18 protein-coding genes are annotated in these 21,480 nt (G+C 71.3%); 12 read left to right on the top strand and 6 right to left on the bottom strand.

Annotated elements, in window-relative coordinates; all coding sequences use genetic code 11:
- Window positions 1-123: 123 nt before the first annotated feature.
- From HNO83_RS09635 to HNO83_RS09610, 6 genes are all read left to right on the top strand, one after another.
- The gene (locus HNO83_RS09635) at window positions 124-1,845 is read left to right on the top strand and encodes a glycoside hydrolase family 13 protein (protein WP_175337479.1); all 1,722 of its coding nucleotides are present in this window, start codon (window positions 124-126) and stop codon (window positions 1,843-1,845) included.
- Between the two features lie 39 nt (window positions 1,846-1,884).
- The gene (locus HNO83_RS09630) at window positions 1,885-3,261 is read left to right on the top strand and encodes an ABC transporter substrate-binding protein (RefSeq protein WP_175337319.1); all 1,377 of its coding nucleotides are present in this window, start codon (window positions 1,885-1,887) and stop codon (window positions 3,259-3,261) included.
- A 2-nt stretch (window positions 3,262-3,263) separates the two neighbouring features.
- A complete protein-coding gene (locus HNO83_RS09625; RefSeq protein ID WP_349627118.1) occupies window positions 3,264-4,193 on the top strand; it encodes a carbohydrate ABC transporter permease in 930 nt (309 codons plus the stop codon).
- Window positions 4,190-5,194, top strand: a complete 1,005-nt coding sequence (locus HNO83_RS09620; protein ID WP_175337318.1) for a carbohydrate ABC transporter permease — start codon at window positions 4,190-4,192, stop codon at window positions 5,192-5,194. Before HNO83_RS09625 ends, HNO83_RS09620 begins: the two co-directional genes overlap by 4 nt.
- A gap of 16 nt (window positions 5,195-5,210) precedes the next feature.
- Complete coding sequence (locus HNO83_RS09615) at window positions 5,211-6,395, top strand: glycoside hydrolase family 3 N-terminal domain-containing protein (protein ID WP_175337317.1); 1,185 nt, start codon at window positions 5,211-5,213, stop codon at window positions 6,393-6,395.
- A gap of 114 nt (window positions 6,396-6,509) precedes the next feature.
- The gene (locus HNO83_RS09610) at window positions 6,510-7,061 is read left to right on the top strand and encodes a YceI family protein (protein WP_175337316.1); all 552 of its coding nucleotides are present in this window, start codon (window positions 6,510-6,512) and stop codon (window positions 7,059-7,061) included.
- Window positions 7,062-7,162: 101 nt separating this feature from the next.
- On the opposite strand, the gene HNO83_RS09605 is transcribed toward HNO83_RS09610, so the two are convergent.
- From HNO83_RS09605 to HNO83_RS09595, 3 genes are all read right to left on the bottom strand, one after another.
- A complete protein-coding gene (locus HNO83_RS09605; RefSeq protein WP_175337315.1) occupies window positions 7,163-8,551 on the bottom strand; it encodes an NAD(P)/FAD-dependent oxidoreductase in 1,389 nt (462 codons plus the stop codon).
- Between the two features lie 83 nt (window positions 8,552-8,634).
- Window positions 8,635-10,050 carry an aspartate aminotransferase family protein gene (locus tag HNO83_RS09600; RefSeq protein WP_175337314.1) on the bottom strand — a complete coding sequence of 472 codons (1,416 nt, stop codon included), beginning with the start codon at window positions 10,048-10,050 and terminating at the stop codon, window positions 8,635-8,637.
- 2 nt (window positions 10,051-10,052) lie between these two features.
- Window positions 10,053-10,535 carry an Lrp/AsnC family transcriptional regulator gene (locus HNO83_RS09595; RefSeq protein ID WP_115694815.1) on the bottom strand — a complete coding sequence of 161 codons (483 nt, stop codon included), beginning with the start codon at window positions 10,533-10,535 and terminating at the stop codon, window positions 10,053-10,055.
- Between the two features lie 88 nt (window positions 10,536-10,623).
- Between HNO83_RS09595 and HNO83_RS09590 the strand changes: the two genes are divergently transcribed.
- Together HNO83_RS09590 and HNO83_RS09585 are read left to right on the top strand one after the other, a co-directional pair.
- Complete coding sequence (locus HNO83_RS09590; protein ID WP_175337313.1) at window positions 10,624-12,060, top strand: gamma-aminobutyraldehyde dehydrogenase; 1,437 nt, start codon at window positions 10,624-10,626, stop codon at window positions 12,058-12,060.
- Window positions 12,061-12,169: 109 nt separating this feature from the next.
- Complete coding sequence (locus HNO83_RS09585) at window positions 12,170-13,693, top strand: APC family permease (RefSeq protein WP_175337312.1); 1,524 nt, start codon at window positions 12,170-12,172, stop codon at window positions 13,691-13,693.
- A gap of 103 nt (window positions 13,694-13,796) precedes the next feature.
- On the opposite strand, the gene HNO83_RS09580 is transcribed toward HNO83_RS09585, so the two are convergent.
- The 3 genes from HNO83_RS09580 to HNO83_RS09570 are packed head-to-tail and all read right to left on the bottom strand — an operon-like array spanning window position 13,797 to window position 17,568.
- The gene (locus HNO83_RS09580) at window positions 13,797-15,185 is read right to left on the bottom strand and encodes an aldehyde dehydrogenase (NADP(+)) (RefSeq protein ID WP_175337311.1); all 1,389 of its coding nucleotides are present in this window, start codon (window positions 15,183-15,185) and stop codon (window positions 13,797-13,799) included.
- Window positions 15,185-16,345, bottom strand: coding sequence for an acyl-CoA dehydrogenase family protein (locus tag HNO83_RS09575; RefSeq protein WP_175337310.1), 1,161 nt, complete (start codon window positions 16,343-16,345; stop codon window positions 15,185-15,187). Before HNO83_RS09575 ends, HNO83_RS09580 begins: the two co-directional genes overlap by 1 nt.
- A complete protein-coding gene (locus HNO83_RS09570) occupies window positions 16,342-17,568 on the bottom strand; it encodes a CaiB/BaiF CoA transferase family protein (protein WP_175337309.1) in 1,227 nt (408 codons plus the stop codon). The genes HNO83_RS09575 and HNO83_RS09570 overlap by 4 nt, the downstream gene beginning before the upstream one ends.
- Window positions 17,569-17,631: 63 nt before the next feature.
- Between HNO83_RS09570 and HNO83_RS09565 the strand changes: the two genes are divergently transcribed.
- From HNO83_RS09565 to HNO83_RS09550, 4 genes are all read left to right on the top strand, one after another.
- Entirely contained in the window at window positions 17,632-18,417 is a 786-nt protein-coding gene (locus HNO83_RS09565) for a FadR/GntR family transcriptional regulator (RefSeq protein WP_175337308.1), read from the top strand.
- Window positions 18,410-19,123: a cache domain-containing protein gene (locus HNO83_RS09560; protein ID WP_175337307.1), complete on the top strand. Its 714-nt coding sequence runs from the start codon at window positions 18,410-18,412 to the stop codon at window positions 19,121-19,123. Before HNO83_RS09565 ends, HNO83_RS09560 begins: the two co-directional genes overlap by 8 nt.
- A 121-nt stretch (window positions 19,124-19,244) precedes the next feature.
- The gene (locus HNO83_RS09555; RefSeq protein ID WP_175337306.1) at window positions 19,245-20,513 is read left to right on the top strand and encodes an FHA domain-containing protein; all 1,269 of its coding nucleotides are present in this window, start codon (window positions 19,245-19,247) and stop codon (window positions 20,511-20,513) included.
- Window positions 20,510-21,346 (top strand): PP2C family protein-serine/threonine phosphatase, encoded by an 837-nt coding sequence (locus HNO83_RS09550; protein ID WP_175337305.1) that lies wholly within the window; start codon window positions 20,510-20,512, stop codon window positions 21,344-21,346. Before HNO83_RS09555 ends, HNO83_RS09550 begins: the two co-directional genes overlap by 4 nt.
- The last annotated feature ends 134 nt before the right edge of the window (window positions 21,347-21,480 follow it).

The following is a 21,480-nucleotide window of genomic DNA, read 5'->3' as shown; positions in this document are numbered from 1 at the left end:
TTACGTTTTGTTGAGTTCTTGCGTCAATCTGTCGCCTTAGCTACATTTCGGTGAACGACGACGGCGCCGCGGTGTCCGTCGCGACGACAGACGACCGAAAGGCTCAGCGTGGACCTCACCGTGATGACCGGCGACAGCGCCGCCTCCGCCGCCGACCCCGCGGCGGATGCGGCGCAAGCCGCCCCGGTCACCCCGCCGGAGGACCCTCAGTGGTGGCGGAGCGCGGTGATCTACCAGATCTACCCGCGCAGCTTCGCCGACGGGAACGGCGACGGCGTCGGCGACCTCTCCGGCGTGCGCGAGCACCTGCCGTACCTCGCCGACCTGGGCGTCGACGCGCTCTGGTTCACGCCCTGGTACGAGAGCCCGCTGGCCGACGGCGGCTACGACGTGGCCGACTACCGCCGCATCCACCCGGCCTTCGGCGATCTGGCCGAGGCGGAGGCGCTCATCGCCGACGCCCTCGCGCTCGGGATCCGGACCATCGTCGACATCGTCCCGAACCACGTCTCCGACCGGCACCCCTGGTTCCGGGAGGCCCTGGCCGCCGGCCCCGGCTCGACCGCGCGCGAGCGGTTCTGGTTCCGTCCCGGCCGCGGCGACGACGGCAGCGGGATGCCGACCGGCTGGCGCTCGAACTTCTCCGGCGACACCTGGACGCGCACGACCGAGCCCGACGGCACGCCCGGCGAGTGGTACCTCCACCTGTTCAGCCCGCAGCAGCCCGACCTCAACTGGAACCACCCGGACGTCCGGCGCGAGCACGAGGACATCCTGCGGTTCTGGTTCGACCGCGGCGTCGCGGGCGTCCGCATCGACTCGGCCGCGCTGCTGGTCAAGGACCCGGCGCTGCCCGAGGTGCCCGAGCATCCAGGGCCCGGGGAGCACCCCAACCAGGACCGCGACGCGCTGCACGACATCTACCGGAGCTGGCGCGCCCTCGCCGACGGCTATCCGGGCACCCGTGTGCTGGTCGGCGAGCTGTGGCTGCCGGAGATCGACCGCTTCGCGCGCTACCTGCGGCCCGACGAGCTGCACACAGCGTTCAACTTCGACTTCCTGGCCCGGCCGTGGGACGCCCAGGAGCTGCGCGCCTCCATCGACGAGACGCTCGCCGCCCACGCGCCGGTGCACGCGCCGAGCACCTGGGTGCTGTCCAACCACGACGTGACGAGGGCGGTCACCCGCTACGGCCGGGAGGACACGTCGTTCGCCTTCGCGACCAAGCGCAAGGGGACGCCGACCGACCTCGACCTCGGCCGCCGCCGTGCGCGGGCGGCGGCCCTGCTGACCGCCGCTCTGCCCGGCTCGCTCTACATCTACCAGGGCGACGAGCTCGGCCTGCCCGAGGTCGAGGACCTGCCGGACGAGCTGCGCGAGGACCCGATGCACGAGCGCTCCGGCGGCGTCGACCCAGGCCGCGACGGCTGCCGCGTGCCGCTGCCGTGGCGCGGCACCACCCCGCCCTTCGGCTTCAGCCCGGACGGGGCCACGGCTCCGCCGTGGCTCCCGCAGCCCGCCGGCTGGGCGGCCCTCACCGTGCAGGCGCAGCAGAGCGACCCGTCGTCGATGCTGTGGCTCTACCGCCAGGCGCTGCGCATCCGGCGGGCGGAGCCGGCCCTGGGCGACGGCCCGCTGACCTGGCTCGACGCGCCGGACGGCGTGCTCGCGTTCTCCCGCGGCGCCGCGTTCGTCAGCGTCACCAACCTGTCCACCGCCGCGCTGCCCCTGCCGGAGCACCAGGCGATCCTCCTCAGCAGCAGCCCGCTCGAGGGCGGTCTGCTGCCTCCCGACTCCACGGCGTGGCTGCGAACGCAGCACCCCGCGGGGCACCTCACCACCTGAATCGCACCATCCACGCATCACACTCGAAAGGTCCAGACAATGAAGTCATCACGAAGGATCGTGAGCATCGCCGCGGTCACCCTGGCCGGCGTCGGTCTGCTCGCGGGCTGCTCGTCCGCCGGCGGAGACGCGAACGACGGCAAGGTCCACATCACGGTCGCGAGCCTCATCCCGGGCAGCGACAAGGCCGCGTTCAAGGCCTTCGACGACCGGGTGAAGGAGTTCGAGAAGGCCAACCCGGACATCGTCGTGAAGTCCGAGGAGTACCAGTGGACGGGTCCCACGTTCGCGACCCAGCTCGCGGGCGGCACCCTCCCGGACGTCTTCAACGTGCCGTTCACCGACTCCCAGTCGCTGCTGCAGGCCGGCCAGCTCGCCGACATCACCGCCGAGGTGAAGAAGCTGCCCTACGCGGACAAGTTCAACGAGAACGTGCTCGCGGTCGCGAAGTCGGGCGACAAGATCTACGGGATCCCGTACGGCCCGTACGCGATGGGGCTCTCGTACAACCGCGAGATCTTCCAGAAGGCGGGCCTCGACCCGGACAAGCCGCCGACGACCTGGGACGAGGTGCGCCAGGCGGCGAAGACCATCTCCGAGAAGGTGCCGGGCGTCGCGGGCTACATGCAGATGACGCAGGGCAACACCGGCGGCTGGGAGCTCACCACGACCGTGTACTCGCGCGGAGGCCGGATGGAGACCACCGAGGGCGGCAAGACGAAGGTCACGACCGACAACCCGGTGACCAAGGAGGCCCTGCAGTGGCTGCACGACCTGCGCTGGGAGGACAACTCGGTCGGCAGCAACTTCCTGCTCGACTGGAGCGGCATCAACCAGGCGTTCGGTGCGGGCCAGATCGCGATGTACCCGTCCGGCTCGGACGTGCTCACCTCGCTCGTGCAGCAGAACGCCGTCGACCCGAAGAACTACGGGCTGACGATGCTGCCGGTCGACACGTCCGACAAGCAGGCCGGGGTGCTCGGCGGCGGCAACGTCGCGGCCGTCAGCCCCAAGTCGTCGCAGGCCCAGAAGGAGGCCGCGGTGAAGTGGATCGACTTCTACTACATGCAGAAGCTGCTCAACAAGGACCAGGCCGTCGCCGACGCGAAGGTGCTGGTGAAGTCGGGCCAGCCGGTCGGCGTCCCCACCCTCCCCGTGTTCGACAAGGCCACCTACGACCAGAACATGGAGTGGATCAAGGACGAGATCAACGTGCCGCAGGAGAACGTCGCGTCATTCACCGACACGATCTTCGACGCCAACCTCGTCCCGGAGCCGAACAAGCACACGCAGGAGCTGTACGGCGCCCTCGACTCGGTCGTCCAGGCCGTGCTGACGGACAAGAACGCGAACATCGACCAGCTGCTCGCCAAGGTCGACAGCGACATCCAGAAGCTCGTCGACGCGGACAAGTGACCGTGACCGTACACGATCGAACGCTGACGCGCCCCCGTCGCACACCTCTCACCTGGGTGCGCGGCGGGGGCCTCAGCACCCTGCTCTTCCTGCTGCCCATGCTCGTCATCTTCGGGGTGTTCTCCTGGTGGCCCATTGTGCGCAGCGTGGTGATGAGCTTCCAGCACACCAACCTGGTGAGCGCGCCCACCTGGGTCGGCTGGGACAACTTCGTGCAGGTGGTGAACGACCCGCTGTTCTGGACGGCCGTGGGCAACACCGCCTGGTTCGCCCTGCTGGCGCTGCTGCTCGGCTACCCGATCCCGCTCGTCGCCGCCGTGCTGATGAGCGAGGTGAAGCGGGCGAGGGGCCTCTACAGCGCTCTCGCGTACCTGCCGGTCGTCGTTCCGCCGGTCGTCGCGGTGCTGCTGTGGAAGTTCTTCTACGACGCCCGGCCCGACGGCGTCTTCAACACGATCCTCGGCTGGGTCGGCATCCCGCCGCAGCCGTGGATCCAGTCGGCCGTGCAGGCGATGCCGTCGCTCGTCGTCGAGGCGACCTGGGCGGCGGCCGGCGGCACGATCATCATCTACCTGGCCGCGATCACCGGTGTGGCGCCGGAGCTGTACGACGCGGCCGAGGTGGATGGCGCGGGCATCTGGCAGAAGGTGTGGCACGTCACGCTGCCGCAGCTGCGCAGCGTGCTGCTCATCACCCTCATCCTGCAGATCATCGGGACGGCGCAGGTCTTCCTCGAGCCGTTCCTGTTCACGGGAGGCGGGCCGGTCGACTCGACCGTCACCATCCTGCTGCTGATCTACCGGTACGCGTTCCAGAACTCGCTCGGCGGCGACTACGGCGCCGCCACCGCGCTCAGCCTCATGCTGGCGGCGTTCCTCGCCGTGCTGTCGCTCGTGTACTTCCGTCTCACCAAGTCCTGGAGCCAGAATTGACCACCTCCACCGAGCTGCCGCGCGAAGCGGCACCCGAGACCCAGGAGCTGCTCACTGCCGTCGCCGCGGAGGGCGGCCGGCCGACGCGGCCCGGCCGGCGGCGCAGGAGGCCGCGACGGGATGAGGGCGAGCGCGGCATCCTGTCGCCCTCCGACCGCCGGAAACCCGGGGTGCGCTGGAGCACCCGCGTCATCCACGGCGCGCTGCTGCTCGTGCTCGTCGTCGTCGGGCTCGGGCCGCTGCTGTGGCTCGCCAAGTCGGCGATCACGCCGACGGAGGACACGCTGCGCACGCCGATGGCGCTGTTCCCGCACGGCGTGGACTGGGCCAACCTGTCCACGGCGTGGTCGACCGTCCACATCGACGTGCAGTTCGTGAACACGATCTGGGTCGCGGCCGGGTCGTGGGCGGCGCAGCTGATCGTCGCGACGACCGCCGGCTACGCGCTGAGCGTGCTGCGGCCCGCCTACGGTCGGGTGCTCTACGGGCTCATCCTCACGACGCTGTTCGTGCCGTCGGTGGTGCTGCTCGTGCCGTTGTACCTCACCATCCTGAACCCGCCGCTCCTCGGGACGACGCTCATCAACACGTTCTGGGCGGTGTGGCTGCCGGCGGGCGCCAGCGCGTTCAACGTCGTGCTGGTGAAGCGGTTCTTCGACAACCTGCCGCGCGAGGTGTTTGAGGCGGCCCGGACGGACGGGGCCGGGCCGTTCCGCCTGTTCTGGTCGATCGTGCTGCCGATGTCGAAGCCGATCCTCGGGGTCGTGTCCGTGTTCGCCATCATCGCGGCGTGGAAGGACTACCTGTGGCCGCTGCTCGTGCTGCGCGACCCGGCCATCCAGCCGTTGTCGGTGCGGCTGCCCACGCTGCAGGCCGCGATCCAGCTCGACGTGTACCTGGCGGCGCTGGCGATCTCGACGCTCATCCCGATCGCGCTGTTCCTCGTGTTCCAGGGGCTGTTCCTGCGCAGCGCCGGGCTCGGAGGAGCCGTCAAGGGCTGAGGTCTACGATCGGGTGATGCCCTCCCGTCCCTCCCGTCCGCTGCGCGCGCTCGCGCTGACCGCGGCGGCCGTCGTGGCGCTCGCGGTCGCCGGCTGCACCGGAGGCGGCGTGGCGGCGCCGCGGACGGGAGCGGGGGAGACGTCGGCCGGGCCCACGCGGACGCCCACGCCGGCCGCCGACCCCGCCGCCGCGTACGTGGATGCGCGGCTGCGCAACATGACCCTCCGGCAGAAGGTCGCGAGCCTCTTCATGCTGCACGCTCCGGGAACCGACCCGGCCGCTCTGCGCGGCTTCGTCGACCGGTACGGGCTCGGCGGCATCATCCTGATGGGCGACAACATCCCGGCCACGCCGGACGCGCTCGCCGCCGAGACCGCCGCCACCCGGGCGTCCGACCCGTCGCTGCCGCCTCTCGTCGGCATCGACGAGGAGGGCGGCGACGTCACCCGGCTGCCGTGGGACGGCGGCCCCGGCGCCGTGCAGCTGCGGTCGCAGCCGGCGGAGGCGACGAAGCAGGCGTTCGCGCAGCGCGCGCAGCTGCTGAGACAGGTCGGCGTCTCGGTGAACTTCGGGACGGTCGCCGACGTCACCTCCGACCCGTCGTCGTTCATCTTCGATCGCGTGCTCGGCACCGACCCGGCGTCGGCCGCCGAGCGGGTGGCCGCCTCTGTCGCCGGGCAGAAGGGGCTGGTGCTCAGCACGCTCAAGCACTTCCCGGGCCACGGCGAGACCGACGCCGACTCGCACCTCACCGTGCCGACGGCACCGATCGACCTCGGCCGGTTCGGCGCACAGGACGAGCCTTCGTTCCGCGCGGGCATCGACGCGGGCGCCGACCTGGTCATGTTCGGCCACCTCGTTTACAGCGGGGTGGATGCGCAGCCGGCGTCGCTGTCGGCGGCCTGGCACCGCATCCTGACCGACAGGCTGGGCTTCCGCGGCGTCTCGATCACCGACGATCTGCGGATGCTGCAGGACACCGGCCTGCCGCAGTACCAGGATGCGGGGGCGAATGCCGTCGCCGCGGTGGCTGCGGGCAACACGATGGTGCTCATGGTGCAGGGGGCGGGAGCGGACCCGGACGCGATGATCGACGCCGTCACCTCCGCGGTCGCCGACGGCCGCATCCCGGTCGCGCAGGTCGATGCGCAGGCCAGGAAGCTGCTGTCGCTCCGGCACTCGCTTGCGCCGAAAGAGTGACGCGTCAACTTTTTTTTGGATTTCCGGAATAGATCCGGAATCGATGCGCTTGCATGTATTCGACACGCGGGTGGACCGGCCACACCGCGAGCACATTCTTTGAAGGAGAAAAGCGTGACCATCGAGATCCCCGGCTACAAGGCAGGCACCTGGACCATCGACCCCGCCCACAGTGAGGTCGGCTTCAGCATCCGCCACCTGATGATCAGCAAGGTGAAGGGCGTGTTCGAGAACTTCGACGCCACCTTCGTGACCGCCGAGAACCCGCTCGAGTCGAAGGTCACCGCCAAGGCCGACGTCGCGTCCATCAACACCAAGGACAAGAACCGCGACGCGCACCTCCGCACCGGCGACTTCTTCCTCGCCGAGGAGCACCCGACGATCGACTTCGTGTCGACCGGTGTGCGCCACGAGGGCGGCGAGTTCCTCGTCGACGGCGACCTGACGATCAAGGGCGTCACCAAGCCGGTGACCTTCGAGTTCGACTTCGGCGGCTTCGGCCAGGACCCGTACGGCAACTACAAGGCCGGCGCGACCGCGAAGACCAAGATCAACCGTGAGGAGTTCGGCCTCACCTACAACGCCGCGCTCGAGACCGGCGGCATGCTCCTCGGCGACGAGGTCACCATCACCCTCGAGCTGCAGGCCGTGCTGAACCAGGCCTGACCCTCCCTCTCGCATCGGCGCCTCCCCGCCGTCGAGTACACGAAGACTGCACGGAAAACGCACGAATCCGTGCAGTCTTCGTGTACTCGACGGTGGGCGGGTCAGTGGCCGATGAGGGGAGCGAGGACGCGGGAGACCACGGAGGGGCGGCGGGTGACCGTCTCCTCCAGGTCGGCGGACTCCATCGCGACGAGTCCCGCGTTCGCGCCGGCGAAGCGCAGCGGCTCCGGCTCCCAGCGCGGGGAGCGGTGGCCGACCCACGGCAGCGCCGTGAGCTCCGTGCGCTCGTCCGTGATCAGGTCGGCGAGCGTGCGGCCGGCGAGGTTCGTGGTGCTGAGGCCGTCGCCGACGTAGCCGCCCGCCCACGCCTCTCGCGCCTGCCGGTCGACCCCGACGCTCGCGTGCCAGTCGCGCGGCACGCCGAGCGGTCCGCCCCAGTGGTGCGTGATCCGCGCGCCCGCCGCATCCGGGAACAGGTCGAACAGGGTGTGGATGAGGTGCTGCCGCACGCGCGGCGACCGATCGTAGGAGGGGTGGATGGCGCTCCCCAGGTGGTACCGCGCCCCGCGCCCGCCGAACGCGAACCGGTTGTCCGCGGTCCGCTGCCCGTACACGATCAGGTTGCGGAAGTCGGTGAACGTCTGCCCGTGCTGGAGGCCGATGCGGTCCCAGGTCGCTTCCGGCAGCGGCTCGGTCGCGATCATCAGCGAGTAGAGCGGCAGGATGCGGCGGCCGACCTGCGGCAGCTGCGAGCCGTAGCCCTCCGTCGCGTTGACGACGATGCCCGCCCGCACCAGCCGGTCGGAGCCGCGCGACCGCACGCGGACCGTGCCGTCGCGCCACGAGAGCACCTCGGTGCCCTCCGCGATCGTGGCGCCGCGCCGCTCCACCACGCGGGCGAGCCCGCGCACCAGCTTCGCCGGGTGGATGCGCGCGCACGCGGGCGTGAATGTCGCCGCCACCGCGTCCGGCGCTCCGAAGCGCTCCCGCACGGTGTCGGTGCCCCACAGGGCGACCTCGTCGACCCCGTAGCGCTCCGACTCCTCGTACTCGGCGCGTGCCGCGTCGAGCTGCGGCCGCGTCCGGGCGAAGGTGACGGTGCCGCCGCGGGCGTAGTCGATGTCGATGCCTTCGGTCTCGGCGACCAGGCCGACCTCGTCCACCGTTCCCACCATGGCGCGGCGCATCGCGACCGCGGCGTCGAAGCCGTACCGCTTCTCCAGCTTGGACGCCGACCAGGGGAACAGCGCGGAGCACCAGCCGCCGTTGCGGCCGGAGGCGCCGAAACCGGCGACCTCCTTCTCGAGCAGCACGATCTTGAGCGACGGGTCGCGCTCCTGCAGGTAGTACGCCGTCCAGAGCCCGGTCAGCCCGGCGCCGACGATGGCGACGTCGGCCTGCGTGTCGGCGTCGAGCCCGGGGCGCGGGCGGAAGCCGTCCTCCTGCTCCGCGATCGAGTCGAACCAGAAGCCGACCTGACGGTAATCCATGGTGCTCCTCTACAGGACAATGGGACGCAACACGCCGCGTTCGTTCGGGTCGTGCGGCGTGTTGCGTCCCATGGATCGGGGGCTTACAGGTGGTTGGAGGCCTCGGTCAGCACCGACTCCAGGATCTGCCGGATCTCGACGAACTCGTCGGGGCCGATCGTGAGCGGCGGCGCGAGCTGCACGACGGGGTCGCCACGGTCGTCGGCGCGGCAGTAGAGGCCCGCGTCGAAGAGGGCCTTCGACAGGAAGCCGCGCAGCAGGCGCTCGGCCTCGTCGTCGTCGAAGGTCTCCTTAGTGTTCTTGTCCTTCACCAGCTCGATGCCGAAGAAGTAGCCGGCGCCGCGGACGTCGCCGACGATCGGCAGGTCGAGCAGCTTCTCCAGCTCGGCGCGGAACAGCGGCGAGTTCTCGCGGACGCGCTCGTTGAGCTTCTCCTCCTCGAAGATGTCGAGGTTCTCCAGCGCCACCGCGGCCGAGACCGGGTGACCGCCGAACGTGTAGCCGTGGTAGAACGACGTGTTGCCGTGCTTGAAGGGCTCGTAGATCCGGTCGCTGATGATCGTCGCGCCGATGGGGGAGTAGCCGCTCGTCATGCCCTTCGCGCAGGTGATCATGTCGGGCACGTAGCCGTACTCGTCGCAGGCGAACATGTGGCCGATGCGTCCGAAGGCGCAGATGACCTCGTCGCTGACCATGAGCACGTCGTACTTGTCGCAGATCTCGCGCACGCGCTGGAAGTAGCCGGGAGGCGGCGGGAAGCAGCCGCCCGAGTTCTGCACCGGCTCGAGGAAGATCGCCGCGACGGTGTCCGGACCCTCGAACTGGATCATCTCCTCGATGCGGTTCGCCGCCCAGACGCCGAAGGCCTCGAAGTCGTCCGTCGGCGCGCCCATCTCGCCGGCACGGTAGAAGTTGGTGTTCGGGACGCGGAACCCGCCGGGGGTCAGCGGCTCGAACATCTCCTTCATGGCCGGGATGCCGGTGATCGCCAGCGCGCCCTGCGGGGTGCCGTGGTAGGCGACGGCGCGGGAGAGCACCTTGTGCTTGGTCGGCTTGCCCTGCAACTTCCAGTAGTACTTGGCCAGCTTGAAGGCGGTCTCGACCGCCTCGCCGCCGCCGGTGGAGAAGAAGACGCGGTTGAGGTCGCCCGGCGCGTACGAGGCCAGCCGGTCGGCGAGCTCGATCGCGTTCGGGTGCGCGTAGGACCAGATCGGGAAGAAGGCGAGCTGCTCGGCCTGCTTCGCGGCGGTCTCGGCGAGCCGCTTGCGGCCGTGGCCGGCGTTCACGACGAACAGTCCGGAGAGGCCGTCGATGTACTGCTTGCCGTGGTCGTCCCAGATGTGGTGGCCCTGGCCGCGCGTGATGATGGGGACGCCGTGGCCCTCCTCCATCACCGACTGGCGTGCGAAGTGCATCCAGAGGTGGTCGCGCGCCTTGGCCTGCAGGCCTGCCTCATCGGGCGTGATGGGCTCGCCGAACGTTTCAACGGTTGTCGTCATGGTTATCGCGTTCCCCAGTTGTAGAACTGTTTGTGGAGTTTCAGATACACGAACGTCTCGGTGGAGAGCACGCCCTCCAGCGTCCGGATCTCGGAGTTGAGCATCGTGATGAGGTCGAGGTCGTTCTCGCACACCACCTCGGCGAGGATGTCGAAGGTGCCCGCGGTCAGCACCACGTAGTCCACCGCGGGCATCGCCGCCAGCTTGTCCGCCACCGCACGCGTGTCGCCCGTGCAGCGCACGCCGATCATCGCCTGCCGGTAGAAGCCGAGCTGCATGGGGTCGGTCACGGCCACGATCTGCATCACACCCGACTCGGTCAGCTTCTGCACGCGCTGGCGCACAGCCGCCTCGCTGAGACCGACGGCCTTGCCGATCTCCGCGTAGGACTTGCGTCCGTCCACCTGCAGTTGCTCGATGATCGCCTTGGAGACATCGTCGATCACTGCAGCCTTCTGGCCGTTCGTCGCCCGAGGGGTACTCATGGAGCGATTCTGTCAGTGGATGAGGCACCCCGCAAGCGATTCCGCACGATTTTGCCCATTTCGATGACGAAATCAGTAGGCTGCCGCCATGAACTCAGCGGAACTTCAGAACTTCGTCGACGGTCAGCACGTCGCCCCGCGCGGCGACGGCGGCATCCCGCTCGTGGATCCGGCCACCGAAGACGTGTACGCGACGGCGCCCGTCTCGACCGCGGAGGACGTCGCCGACGCCTACCGCGCCGCCGAGCGCGCCTTCGAGACCTGGGGACGGACCACGCCCGCCGAGCGGCAGCTCGCCCTGTTCCGGATCGCCGACGCGATGGAGGCGCGCGCCGACGAGTTCGCCGACCTCGAATCGCAGGACACGGGGAAGCCGCGGGCGACGCTCGTGGAGGACGAGATCCTGCTGTCGGTCGACCAGATCCGCTTCTTCGCCGGCGCCGCCCGCAACCTGGAGGGCCGCTCGGCGGGCGAGTACATGCCCGACCACACCTCGTTCATCCGCCGCGAGCCGATCGGCGTCGTCGGACAGGTGACGCCGTGGAACTACCCGCTGAACATGGCGGTGTGGAAGTTCGCCCCGGCGATCGCGGCCGGCAACACGACCGTGCTGAAGCCGTCGGACACCACCCCGCTCTCCACCCTGCTCCTGGCCGAGGTTGCGGCGGAGTTCCTGCCCGCCGGGGTGCTCAACGTCGTGCTCGGCGACCGGACGACCGGCGCCGCGATGACGGCGGACCCCATCCCGCAGCTCATCTCGATCACGGGATCGGTGCGGGCCGGCATGGAGGTGGCGCGCGCCGCCTCGTTCGACCTCAAGCGCGTGCACCTGGAGCTCGGCGGGAAGGCCCCGGTCATCGTGTTCGACGACGCCGACGTCGAGAAGGCCGTGGCGGGCATCGTCGCGGCCGGGTACTTCAACGCGGGCCAGGACTGCACGGCCGCCACCCGCCTGCTCGTGCAGGACGGCATCCACGACGAGTTCGTCGCCGCGCTCGCGCAGTACGCCCGCGAGAACGCGCGCACCGGCGGCCCGCGCGAGGACGGCATCCTGTACGGGCCGCTCAACAACGCCAACCAGCTGGCGCAGGTCGCCGGCTTCGTCGACCGGCTGCCCGATCACGCGACGGTGGAGACGGGAGGCCGCAGACAGGGCGACCGCGGCTACTTCTGGGAGGCGACCATCGTCGCCGGTCTCCGGCAGGACGACGAAGCGGTGCAGAACGAGATCTTCGGCCCGGTGCAGACCGTGCAGCGGTTCTCCACCGAGGCGGAGGCGCTGGCGAACGCGAACGGCGTGAAGTACGGCCTGGCGTCGTCCGTGTGGACGCGCGACCACGGCCGGGCCATGCGCTTCGCCAAGGGGCTCGACTTCGGCTGCGTGTGGATCAACACCCACATCCCGATCGTCGCCGAGATGCCGCACGGCGGCTTCAAGCACTCCGGCTACGGCAAGGACCTGTCGCAGTACGGGTTCGACGACTACACCCGGATCAAGCACGTGATGTCGTACATCGGGGAGTGACGACACGCCGGGCCGGGCGAATCATCCTGTCCTATAGGTATCCGGCCCGGCTCTCCGCTACGCTGCCTCCACACACACCGTCGTGTGCAGTCCGAGCGGAAGGCAGTCGATGTCTGCAGAACCCTCGTCCGCGCACCTCGAGGACAGCGAGCATCTCGCCGTCCTGGGGTACGAGGACTCCTTCAACCGGTCCATGACCCTGTGGGCGAACTTCGCCCTGGGGTTCACCTACCTGTCGCCGCTGGTCGGCGTCTACTCGCTGTTCGCCGTCGCCATGGCGACCGGGGGACCGCCGTCGATCTGGTGGATCGTCATCGTCGGCGCCGGGCAGTTCCTGGTCTCGCTGGTGTTCGGCGAGGTGGTGTCGCAGTACCCCATCCACGGCGGCATCTACCCGTGGGCGCGGCGGCTGTGGGGCAGGCGGTACGCGTGGATGGCGGCGTGGGTCTACATCTGGGCCATGATCGTCACCATCACCGCCGTCGCCTCCTACGGCAGCGGGTTCCTGGCGAGCCTGTTCGGGTTGGAGGCGACGAAGGAGGTGACGCTCCTGCTCACCGTGGTGCTGCTCGTCGTCGCCCTGGCGCTCAACTTCACCGGGACGAAGACCCTCGCGACCGTGGCCCGCATCGGCCTCGCCGCGGAGCTGATCGGCGTGATCGCGGTCGGGCTGTACCTGCTGTTCTTCCAGCGCAAGCACCCGTTCTCGGTGTTCTTCGACAGCATGGGAGTGCAGGGGAACGGGTCGTACGTGGCGGCGTTCCTCGGCGCGGCGCTCGCGGGACTCTTCCTCTTCTACGGGTTCGAGGCGTGCGGGGATGTGGCCGAGGAGGTCGCGAACCCGGCGCGGCGCATCCCGAAGGCCATGATGATGACGATCCTCGTCGGCGGGGTGTCTGCGCTGTTCGCCTTCGGCGGCTACGTGCTCGCGGCGCCGGACCTGGAGAAGATCGTCTCGGGCAAGGACGTCGACCCGATCCCGGAGATCCTGCAGTCGTCGCTCGGCACGGTCGGCGCGAAGATCTTCCTCGTCGTCGCCGTCACGGCGTTCCTGTCGTGCGTGCTGAGCCTTCAGGCCGCGGCCAGCCGGCTGCTGTTCTCGTTCGCCCGCGACGGGATGATCCCGGCGCACCGGTGGCTGGCGAAGGTGTCGCCGCGCACGAAGGTGCCGGTCAACGCGCTGATCGTGGCGTGCAGCATCCCGGTCATCATCACGCTCATCGTCTATATCGGACCGGACGGGCTGATCACGCAGGTGACCGCGTTCGCGGTGCTCGGGATCTACGTCGCGTTCCAGTCGGTCGTGCTCGCGTCGCTGCGGCAGCGGCTGAAGGGCTGGCGTCCGGCCGGACCGTTCAGCCTCGGGCGGGCGGGGCTCGTCGTCAACATCGTGGCGCTGGCGTACGGGGTCTTCGCGATGATCCTGCTCGCCTGGCCGACGAGCACCGGGAACTGGTTCAACGACTGGATCGTGCTGATCGGGCTCGGCATCGTCGCCGGCGCCGGGCTGCTGTACCTCTTCCTCGCCCGTCCCGACCGCCACTCCGACGCGCCCGAGGGCGACGCCATCCGCGTCGCGGAGCTGCTCCGCGCCCGCCGGGCCGCGCCCGCCGCCGACACCACCCCCGTCTGACCCCTCCGCCCCACCATCGAGTCCGCGAAGACTGCACACTTTCGGCCCAGAACCGTGCACTCTCTGCGGACTCGATGGTGGGCGGTAGCGTGGGCGGAACGGGTCAGGAGTCGCGGCGGGGGATTCGCAGGGAGTTGCCGTCGCGGAGTTCGGGCGGGAGGACCTCCTGGGGAGCGTCCTGGTAGGCGATCGGGGTGAGCCAGCGGCGGATCGCGGTCGCGCCGACCGAGGTGTGGATGCTGGCGGTCGTCGACGGCCAGCCTCCGCCGTGGTGCTGCGCCCAGCCGATCGCGACGCCGGTCGGCCAGCCGTCGAAGAGCAGACGGCCCGCGATCGGGGCGAGTGCGGCGGCGAGGGCGGTCACATCCTCTCCAGGGCCCCGGTGGATGGTGGCGGTGAGTGACGGTTCCAGCGCGTCCAGGAGACGGCCGAGCTCGTCGTCGGCGTACGTCACCACGACGGTCACCGGGCCGAAGCACTCCTCCCGGAACGTCGGCGGGTCGGAGACGAAGACCGCCGCCGGCACGAACACCACCGTCGGGGCGGACTCGCCCGCAGCGGCCTCCGCGCGGACGACCTCGACCCCGGGGTGAGCCGCGAACGCCTCGACCCCGGACGCGAACGCCCCGGCCATGCCGTCGGTCAGCTGCCGGCTCGCCGGAGCCGCGCCGAGCGCGTCGCGCACCGCAGCCTCCACACCGCCGCCCTTGGGGACGAACACCAGTCCCGGCTTGGTGCAGTACTGGCCCGCGTCCCGCGTGAACGACCCGACGAGCCCGTCGCCGATCGCAGCGACACGGTCGGCCGCCGCGGCCCGCGTCACCACGACCGGGTTGATGCTGCCGAGCTCCCCATAGAACGGGATCGGGTCGGGACGCGACACCGCGATGTCGAACAGCGCCCGCCCACCGCGCACGGAGCCGGTGAACCCGGCCGCCCGCACCAGCGGGTGGCGCACCAGCTCGACGCCGGCCTCCATCCCCTCGACCAGGGTGAGCCGGCCCTCCGGCAGCACCCCGGCTGCGAGGGCGGCGGTACGGCGCGACAGCTCGGGATGCCCGGGGTGGGCCTTGACGATCACGGGGCACCCGGCGGCGAGCGCCGAGGCGGTGTCGTTGCCGAGCACCGAGAACGCGAACGGGAAGTTCGACGCCGTGTACACCGCGACCGGGCCGAGCGGGCGCAGGATGCGGCGCAGGTCGGGGCGCGGGGGCACGAGCGACGGATCGGGGGACTCGACCACGGCCTCCAGGTAGGAGCCCTCCCGTACGACGCCCGCGAAGAAGCGCAGCTGCGCCGCGGTGCGGGTCACCTCGCCGTCGAGCCGCGCCTCCGACAGATGCGTCTCCGCGTGGGCGAGGGCGACGAGTTCCGCGCGGTCGGCCTCGAGGGCGGAGGCGAGGGCCTCCAGCCAGCCGGCACGCTCCTCCCGCGTGGTGGGGGATGACGACGCGCGCGCGGCGGCGCCGACGGCCTCCTCGACCGTGGCCATCAGAACGCCGCCAGACCGGTCAGGGCGCGACCGAGGACCAGGGTGTGGATCTCGTCCGTCCCCTCGTAGGTGCGCACCGACTCCAGGTTGGCCATGTGGCGCATCACCGGGAAGGCGTTCGTGATGCCGTCCCCGCCCAGGATGGTGCGCGCCTCCCGCGCGATCGCCAGCGCCTCCCGCACGCTGTTCAGCTTGCCGACGCTGATCTGGGTCGGAGTCAGCCGTCCGGCCTCCTTCAGCCGCCCCAGGTGCAGGGCGAGCAGCATCCCCTTCTCGTACTCGACGAGCATGTTCGCCAGCTTCTCCTGGATGAGCTGGGTCGCCCCGATCGGGCGTCCGAACACCTCCCGCGTGGTCGCGCGGTCGATCGACACCTCCAGGCAGTCGCGCGCCGCACCCATCGCACCCCACACGATCCCGTACCTGGCCTCGTTCAGGCACGAGAACGGGCCGGAGAGCCCGCGCGCGCCCGGCAGCATCGCAGAGCCCGGGACGCGCACCTCGTCGAGCACCACGTCGCACTGCACGGACGCGCGCATCGACAGCTTCCCGTCGATCGCCGTCGCGGCGAAACCGGGCGTCCCCGTCGGGACCACGAAACCCCGCACCCCGTCGTCGGTCGCCGCCCACACCACCGCGACGTCCGCGAGAGCCGCGAGGCCGATCCAGCGCTTGGTCCCGGTGATCACCCAATCGTCTCCGTCGCGCCGGGCCCGGGTGCGCATGGCGGCCGGGTCGCTCCCGCCGTCCGGCTCGGTGAGCGCGAAGCAGCCGACGCGCTCGCCGCGGGCCATGGGCGGCAGCCACTCGGCTTTCTGCTCGTCGGAGCCGAACTTCGAGATGGCGCTCATGGCGAGCGAGCCCTGCACGGAGACGAAGGTGCGCCAGCCGCTGTCGGCCGCCTCCAGCTCGTGGCAGACCAGGCCGTAGCTGACGGCGCCGGCGCCGGCGCAGCCCTCGTCCTTCAGGTGCATGCCCAGCACGCCGAGCGCGCCGAGCTCCGCGATCAGCTCGCGGCGGAAGTGCTTGTCCTCGAAGTCCTGCTCGATCACCGGCCGGATGCGCTCGGCCGCGAAGGCGCGGGCCCGGTCGCGCCAGCCGCGCTCCTCGTCGGTGAGCAGGTGGTCGATGCTGAACGCCTCGTCGAGCGTCGTGGTCACGGTCGGGTCCTTTCGTGCGGGGTCGCGGGATGGTCGAGGTCGCTGTCGGCGGTCCGGTCGCCTTCGTCGGCCCAGCGAGCCTGGTCCGCTCCCAAGAGTGGCGCGGGCGTGCGGTGCGCAGCGGGGGCGGCGTCGAGATGGATGGGGTTCGCCGGCTGCCGGGAGCGTCGTCCTGTCGCGGCGTCGACGGTCTCGACGACGGGGGAGAGGCCGAGCGACTCGGCGAACGCGAAGGCCTCCGCGACGTCGTTGACGAGCCCGGCCGGCACGCGCGCTGCCGAGAACGCCTCCACCCACTCGGCGGCCGGACGTGCCGCGATCAGCGGCTCGAGCACCGAGCGCAGCGCCGTGCGATCACGGACCCGCCCCTCGTTGGTGGCGAACCGGGGGTCGCCGGCGAGCTCCGGCCGCCCGAGGGCGGCGGCGAAGGCGGAGAACTGCCGGTCGGTGCCGACGGCGACGACGAGCTCGCGGTCCGCGGCGGCGAACAGCTCGTACGGCGCGATGCTCGGGTGCGCGTTGCCGAGCCGGCCCGGGGCGCGCCCGGTCGCCAGCGTGCTGGAGGCCTGATTGGTGAGGGCGGCGAGCAGCGAGCCGAGGAGGTCGACATCCACCCGCGAGCCCTCTCCTGTGGCGTCGCGGCGGCGCAGGGCGAGCAGGATGCCGGAGAAGGCGTTGAGCCCGGTGAGCACGTCCACCAGGGCGACGCCGACTTTGCTCGGTTCGCCGTCGGGTGCGCCGGTGATGCTCATCAGCCCGCCGACGGCCTGCACGAGCAGGTCGTAGCCGGGCATGGCGGCCCCCGCATCCCGGCCGAAGCCCGTGATCGAGCAGTAGACGAGTCGCGGGTTGCCGGCGCGCAGGGTCGCCTCGTCCAGGCCGAAGCGCTCCATGACGCCGGGGCGGAAGTTCTCGATCACGACGTCGGCGGTCGCGGCGAGGCGCTGGGCGGCGGCACGTCCGCCGGGCGTGGTCAGGTCGCAGACCACGGAGCGCTTGTTGCGGTTGACGGCGGCGAAGTAGGTGGACTCGCCCGCATCGTCGACCGGCGGCCGCCAGGCGCGCGTGTCGTCGCCCGCCGGACTCTCGATCTTGACCACGTCGGCGCCGAAGTCGGCGAGCATCATCGTCGCGTAGGGGCCGGCGAGCACGCGCGAGAAGTCGGCGACGCGGAGGCCGCTCAGGATGCCGCTCCCGCGCGGGTCGGGGACGCCTTCGGCCATGCTCGCTCCTTCGCTCGACGATTCATCCTATACCGGATGATTCGTTCGGGATATCGTGGACCGGTGACCGCATCGCTTCGCCCCGACGCCCGGCCCGCCCGCGCCGTGCCGGGCGCCCGCGACGCCGTGTTCGCGCAGCTGGCCGACGCCGGCCGGGCCGAGCAGGTGGCCCGCCGCCTCGCCGACGCGATCGTGCTCGGCGTGCTCACGGCCGGGGAGCGCCTGCCGAGCGAGGCCGAGCTGGCCCGCCGCTTCGGCGTCGCGCTTGTGACCGCGCGCGAGGGTCTCGGGATGCTGCGCGAAGCGGGACTCGTCGAGACCCGCCGGGGCCGCGAGGGCGGCAGCTTCGTTGTGCACCCCGGGGACGCCGACGACGCCATGCTGACCGCGCGGCTGCGCGGCCTGTCGCAGGTCGAGCTGGGCGACCTCGCCGTCTACGTCACCGCGATCGCCGCGGGCTGCGCCGACCGCGCCGCCGAGCGCTCCACACCGGCGGACGACGACCGGCTGCGCGCCTGGGTGGCCGCCGCCGACTTCTCCGACGCCGCAGCCGCCCGGCGCAACGCCGGCGGCTTCCTGCTGGAGCTCGCCGTGCTCAGCCAGTCCACCCGGCTGGTGCGCGAGCAGCTGAGGCTGCAGGCCGAGTCCGGTCCGCTGCTGTGGCTCGGGATGCGCGACGAGGCATTGCGGCGGCGGGCGGCGGAGGCGGCGGACGCGATCACGGCCGCGGTCGCCGCACGGGATGCCGCCGCGGCCAGGGCGGGTGTCTCCGCGCTGCTCTCCGACGTCGCGGAGTGGCTGCTCGCGGCCAAGGCCCGGATCGAGACCGGAGGGACGATCGATGGCTAGCACGGTGCTGGAGGCGGGCGTCGCCGGAGCGGCCGGTCGCGTGTCCGAGCTCTTCTCGCAGCTGCACGGGACGCTCGGCGCCTGGCGGGACGCGATCCTCGACGACCTGGACGCGGCATCCACGCCCGCGGTGCTCGACGAGCGCGTGGCCGCGCTGGTGCTCCCGCCGCTGCGCGAGCCCGACCCGCTGCTCATCGGCGCGGGGTTCATCGCGGCGCCGGAGTTCACCGGCGGCGAGGACCTGCACTTCTCCTGGTGGCTCGGGCCGCTGGACGACAACCCGGTGTTCGGGGCGACCACGGCCCCGTCCCGGCTCGACCTGGCCTCCCGGTCGTACTCCGGCTACCTGCGCGACCTCGGCTCACTGGAGTGGTACAGCATCCCGCGCAGCACCCACCGCACGCACATCACCGGGCCGTACATCGACCACCTGTGCGCCTGCGACTACATCGTCACCGTCACCTCGCCGGTCGAGAGCGGCGGCCGGATGCTCGGCGTCGTCGGTGTCGACGTCTACGTGAAGCGTCTGGAGCGGGAGCTGCTGCCGTCGCTCCTCGCGACCGGACGCCGCCTCGCCCTGGTGAACGCGGGCGGCCGGGTCATGGTCTCGACCGACCCCGCGGTCCGTGTCGGCAGCGTGGTGGAGCTCCCCGCGGCCGCCGTCCCGTGCCCCGGCACCCCATTCCACCTCGTCCCCACCCGCTGAGGTGCTCGTCGTTGCGGCGCGCCCCGGCGTGTCGGCGACAACGGCGAGCACCTCAGCGGAAGGGAGCGCGGGGGGAGCGGGATAGGATCGCGAGAGGCGGAACGACGGGAGGGAGCCGACGATGGCTGGCGGCTTCGTCCGGTATGCGCCGACGGCGGGTCCGTCGCGGTGGCTGCTGATCGCCGGGCGGCGGTTCGTCGCCGCGGTCGAGAGCACCGTCGCCGACGAGATCGTCGACGCGGTGTACTGGCTGGCCGACTCCGACCTCGCGACGATCGAGTCCGTGGTCGGCGCCTTCCCGCTGGCCGGTCCCGACAGCGTCCGGTCGTTCGCGGTTGCCGAGCTCGCGGAGCCGAACGCGGCAGGCGAGGTCACGGTGACAGCGGTGGTCCGCGGGTCCGCGGCGATCGACGTCTTCTCGGTCGGCGGTGGCCGGCGCTTCTCCGCCCAGGGCGTGCAGCCGTGGGTGCTCGCCGAGTTCCGGGCGGTGACGGGTCTGGTCCTGCAGGGGGACGACGCGCCGACCGGGCCTGTCGCCCGGCTCGCGATCGGCTCGCTCCCGCTGCGCATCGGCGTGGCCGACGGCGAACTGCTCACCTGGACGCTGACCCCGATCGAGCGCGCCGAACGCTCGGCGCCGGCGGTCGCTCCGGCGACGGAGCCGGCTCCCGGACCGGCGGCGGAGGAGACGATCATCCGCCAGCGGAGCACCAGCTCGCGGCTGTTCGGCGGCGCGGGCCCCGAGCCCGCGGGTGCGGAGCCCGACGGTCCGGAGCAGGTCCCGCCCGCCGTGCACCCCGCACCGCACGAACTCCCCGGCGCGGTCGACATCGAGGAGCCGACGGTCGTTCCGCCGCCCCCGGCCTCCGTGTCCCCGGCGGCCGTCGCCGGGGCCGCCGCACCCGCCCCCGCTGCTGCGAACCCGATCGCGCCGCCGACCTGGTACGACACGCCGGGCGGCACCCGCGCCCCGCTGACGACCGGGCAGCAGGAGGCGTTCCCGCCGACCGAGCCGGTCATCCTGCCGCCCGCTCCGGCCACCTTCGCCGTCCGTCTCCCGTCGGGGGACACGAGCCCGCTCGACGCCCCCGTGCTCGTCGGTCGTCGGCCGGTGCCGCAGCGCGTCTCCGACGGCGTGGAGCCGCGGCTCGTCGCCGTCGCCTCGCCCACCCAGGAGGTCTCGTCCACGCATGTCCGCATCGAGCAGTCGGGGGACGCGGTGGTCGTCACCGATCTCCGCTCCACCAACGGGACGGTCGTGACCGGCCCAGCGGGCGCCCGCCGGCTGCGGCCGGGGGAGTCGGTCGTGGTGCTCGCCGGGGCGAGGGTGGAGATCGGCGACGGTAATATCATCGAGATCACCTCCCGCAGAGACGAAGGACGCGAGTGACCCAGATCGGTCGCAGCAGCAGACGCCACACCGTGGCCGTGCCTGGCGATCCCGACGCGCGCATCAGCCTGTCCTGGGCGGCGCTCAGCGACACCGGGTACCGGCGCAGCGTCAACGAGGACAGCCTGCTCGCCCGCTCGCCCATCTTCGCCGTCGCCGACGGGATGGGCGGCCACACCGCGGGCGACTTCGCGAGCACCGCCGTGGTGACCCGGCTGGCCGAGAAGGTGAAGTCGGACTTCGTCGGAGAGGTCGCGCTCACCGAGGCGCTCCGCTCGGCGGTCGACGACATGGGCCGCGGCGTCGGCCACACCGACCTCGGCACTGGCACCACCGTCACGGGCATCGCGCTGACGCTGGTCGACGGCTCGCCGTACTGGCTGGTGTTCAACATCGGCGACTCCCGCGTCTACAGCTACCGCGACGGCACGCTGGAGCAGCTGACCGTCGACCACTCGATCGTCCAGGAGCTGCTCGACGCGGGCGCCATCACCCCTGCGGAGGCCGAGGTCCACCCGCACAGCAACGTCATCACGCGGGCCGTCGGGTTCAACGAGGACCCGGTCCCGGACTACTTCCTCATCCCCATCGTCGCCGGCTCCCGCCTGCTGGTCTGCTCCGACGGGCTCACCAAAGAGCTCACCGAGCACGGCATCCGCTACTTCCTGGGCGAGGGCTCGTCGCCGCTCGACGCCGCGCAGCAGCTGATGGATGCGGCCCTCGGCAACGGCGGACGCGACAACGTCACGGTCGTCGTCGTGGACGTGCTGGCCACGCCCGAGTCCGGCGCGCATCGCGACGACGGCTCCCGCAGGGCGGCCCGCCGGCACTGAAATGTCCCCCGACTTGGGGGTAAGCCGCTTGTCCCCAGAGAGGGTCCGGCCCGGCCGTCCCCCAGAGTCCGCTGCCTACAATTGTCAGACGCTGAGCACGAGCGAACGCGTCTTCGCCGAGGAACGGGAGGGAG

This window comes from Leifsonia sp. C5G2 (genome assembly GCF_013359685.1).
Classification (GTDB): Bacteria; Actinomycetota; Actinomycetes; order Actinomycetales; family Microbacteriaceae; genus Leifsonia.
This window is presented reverse-complemented; position numbering and strand designations above follow the sequence as displayed.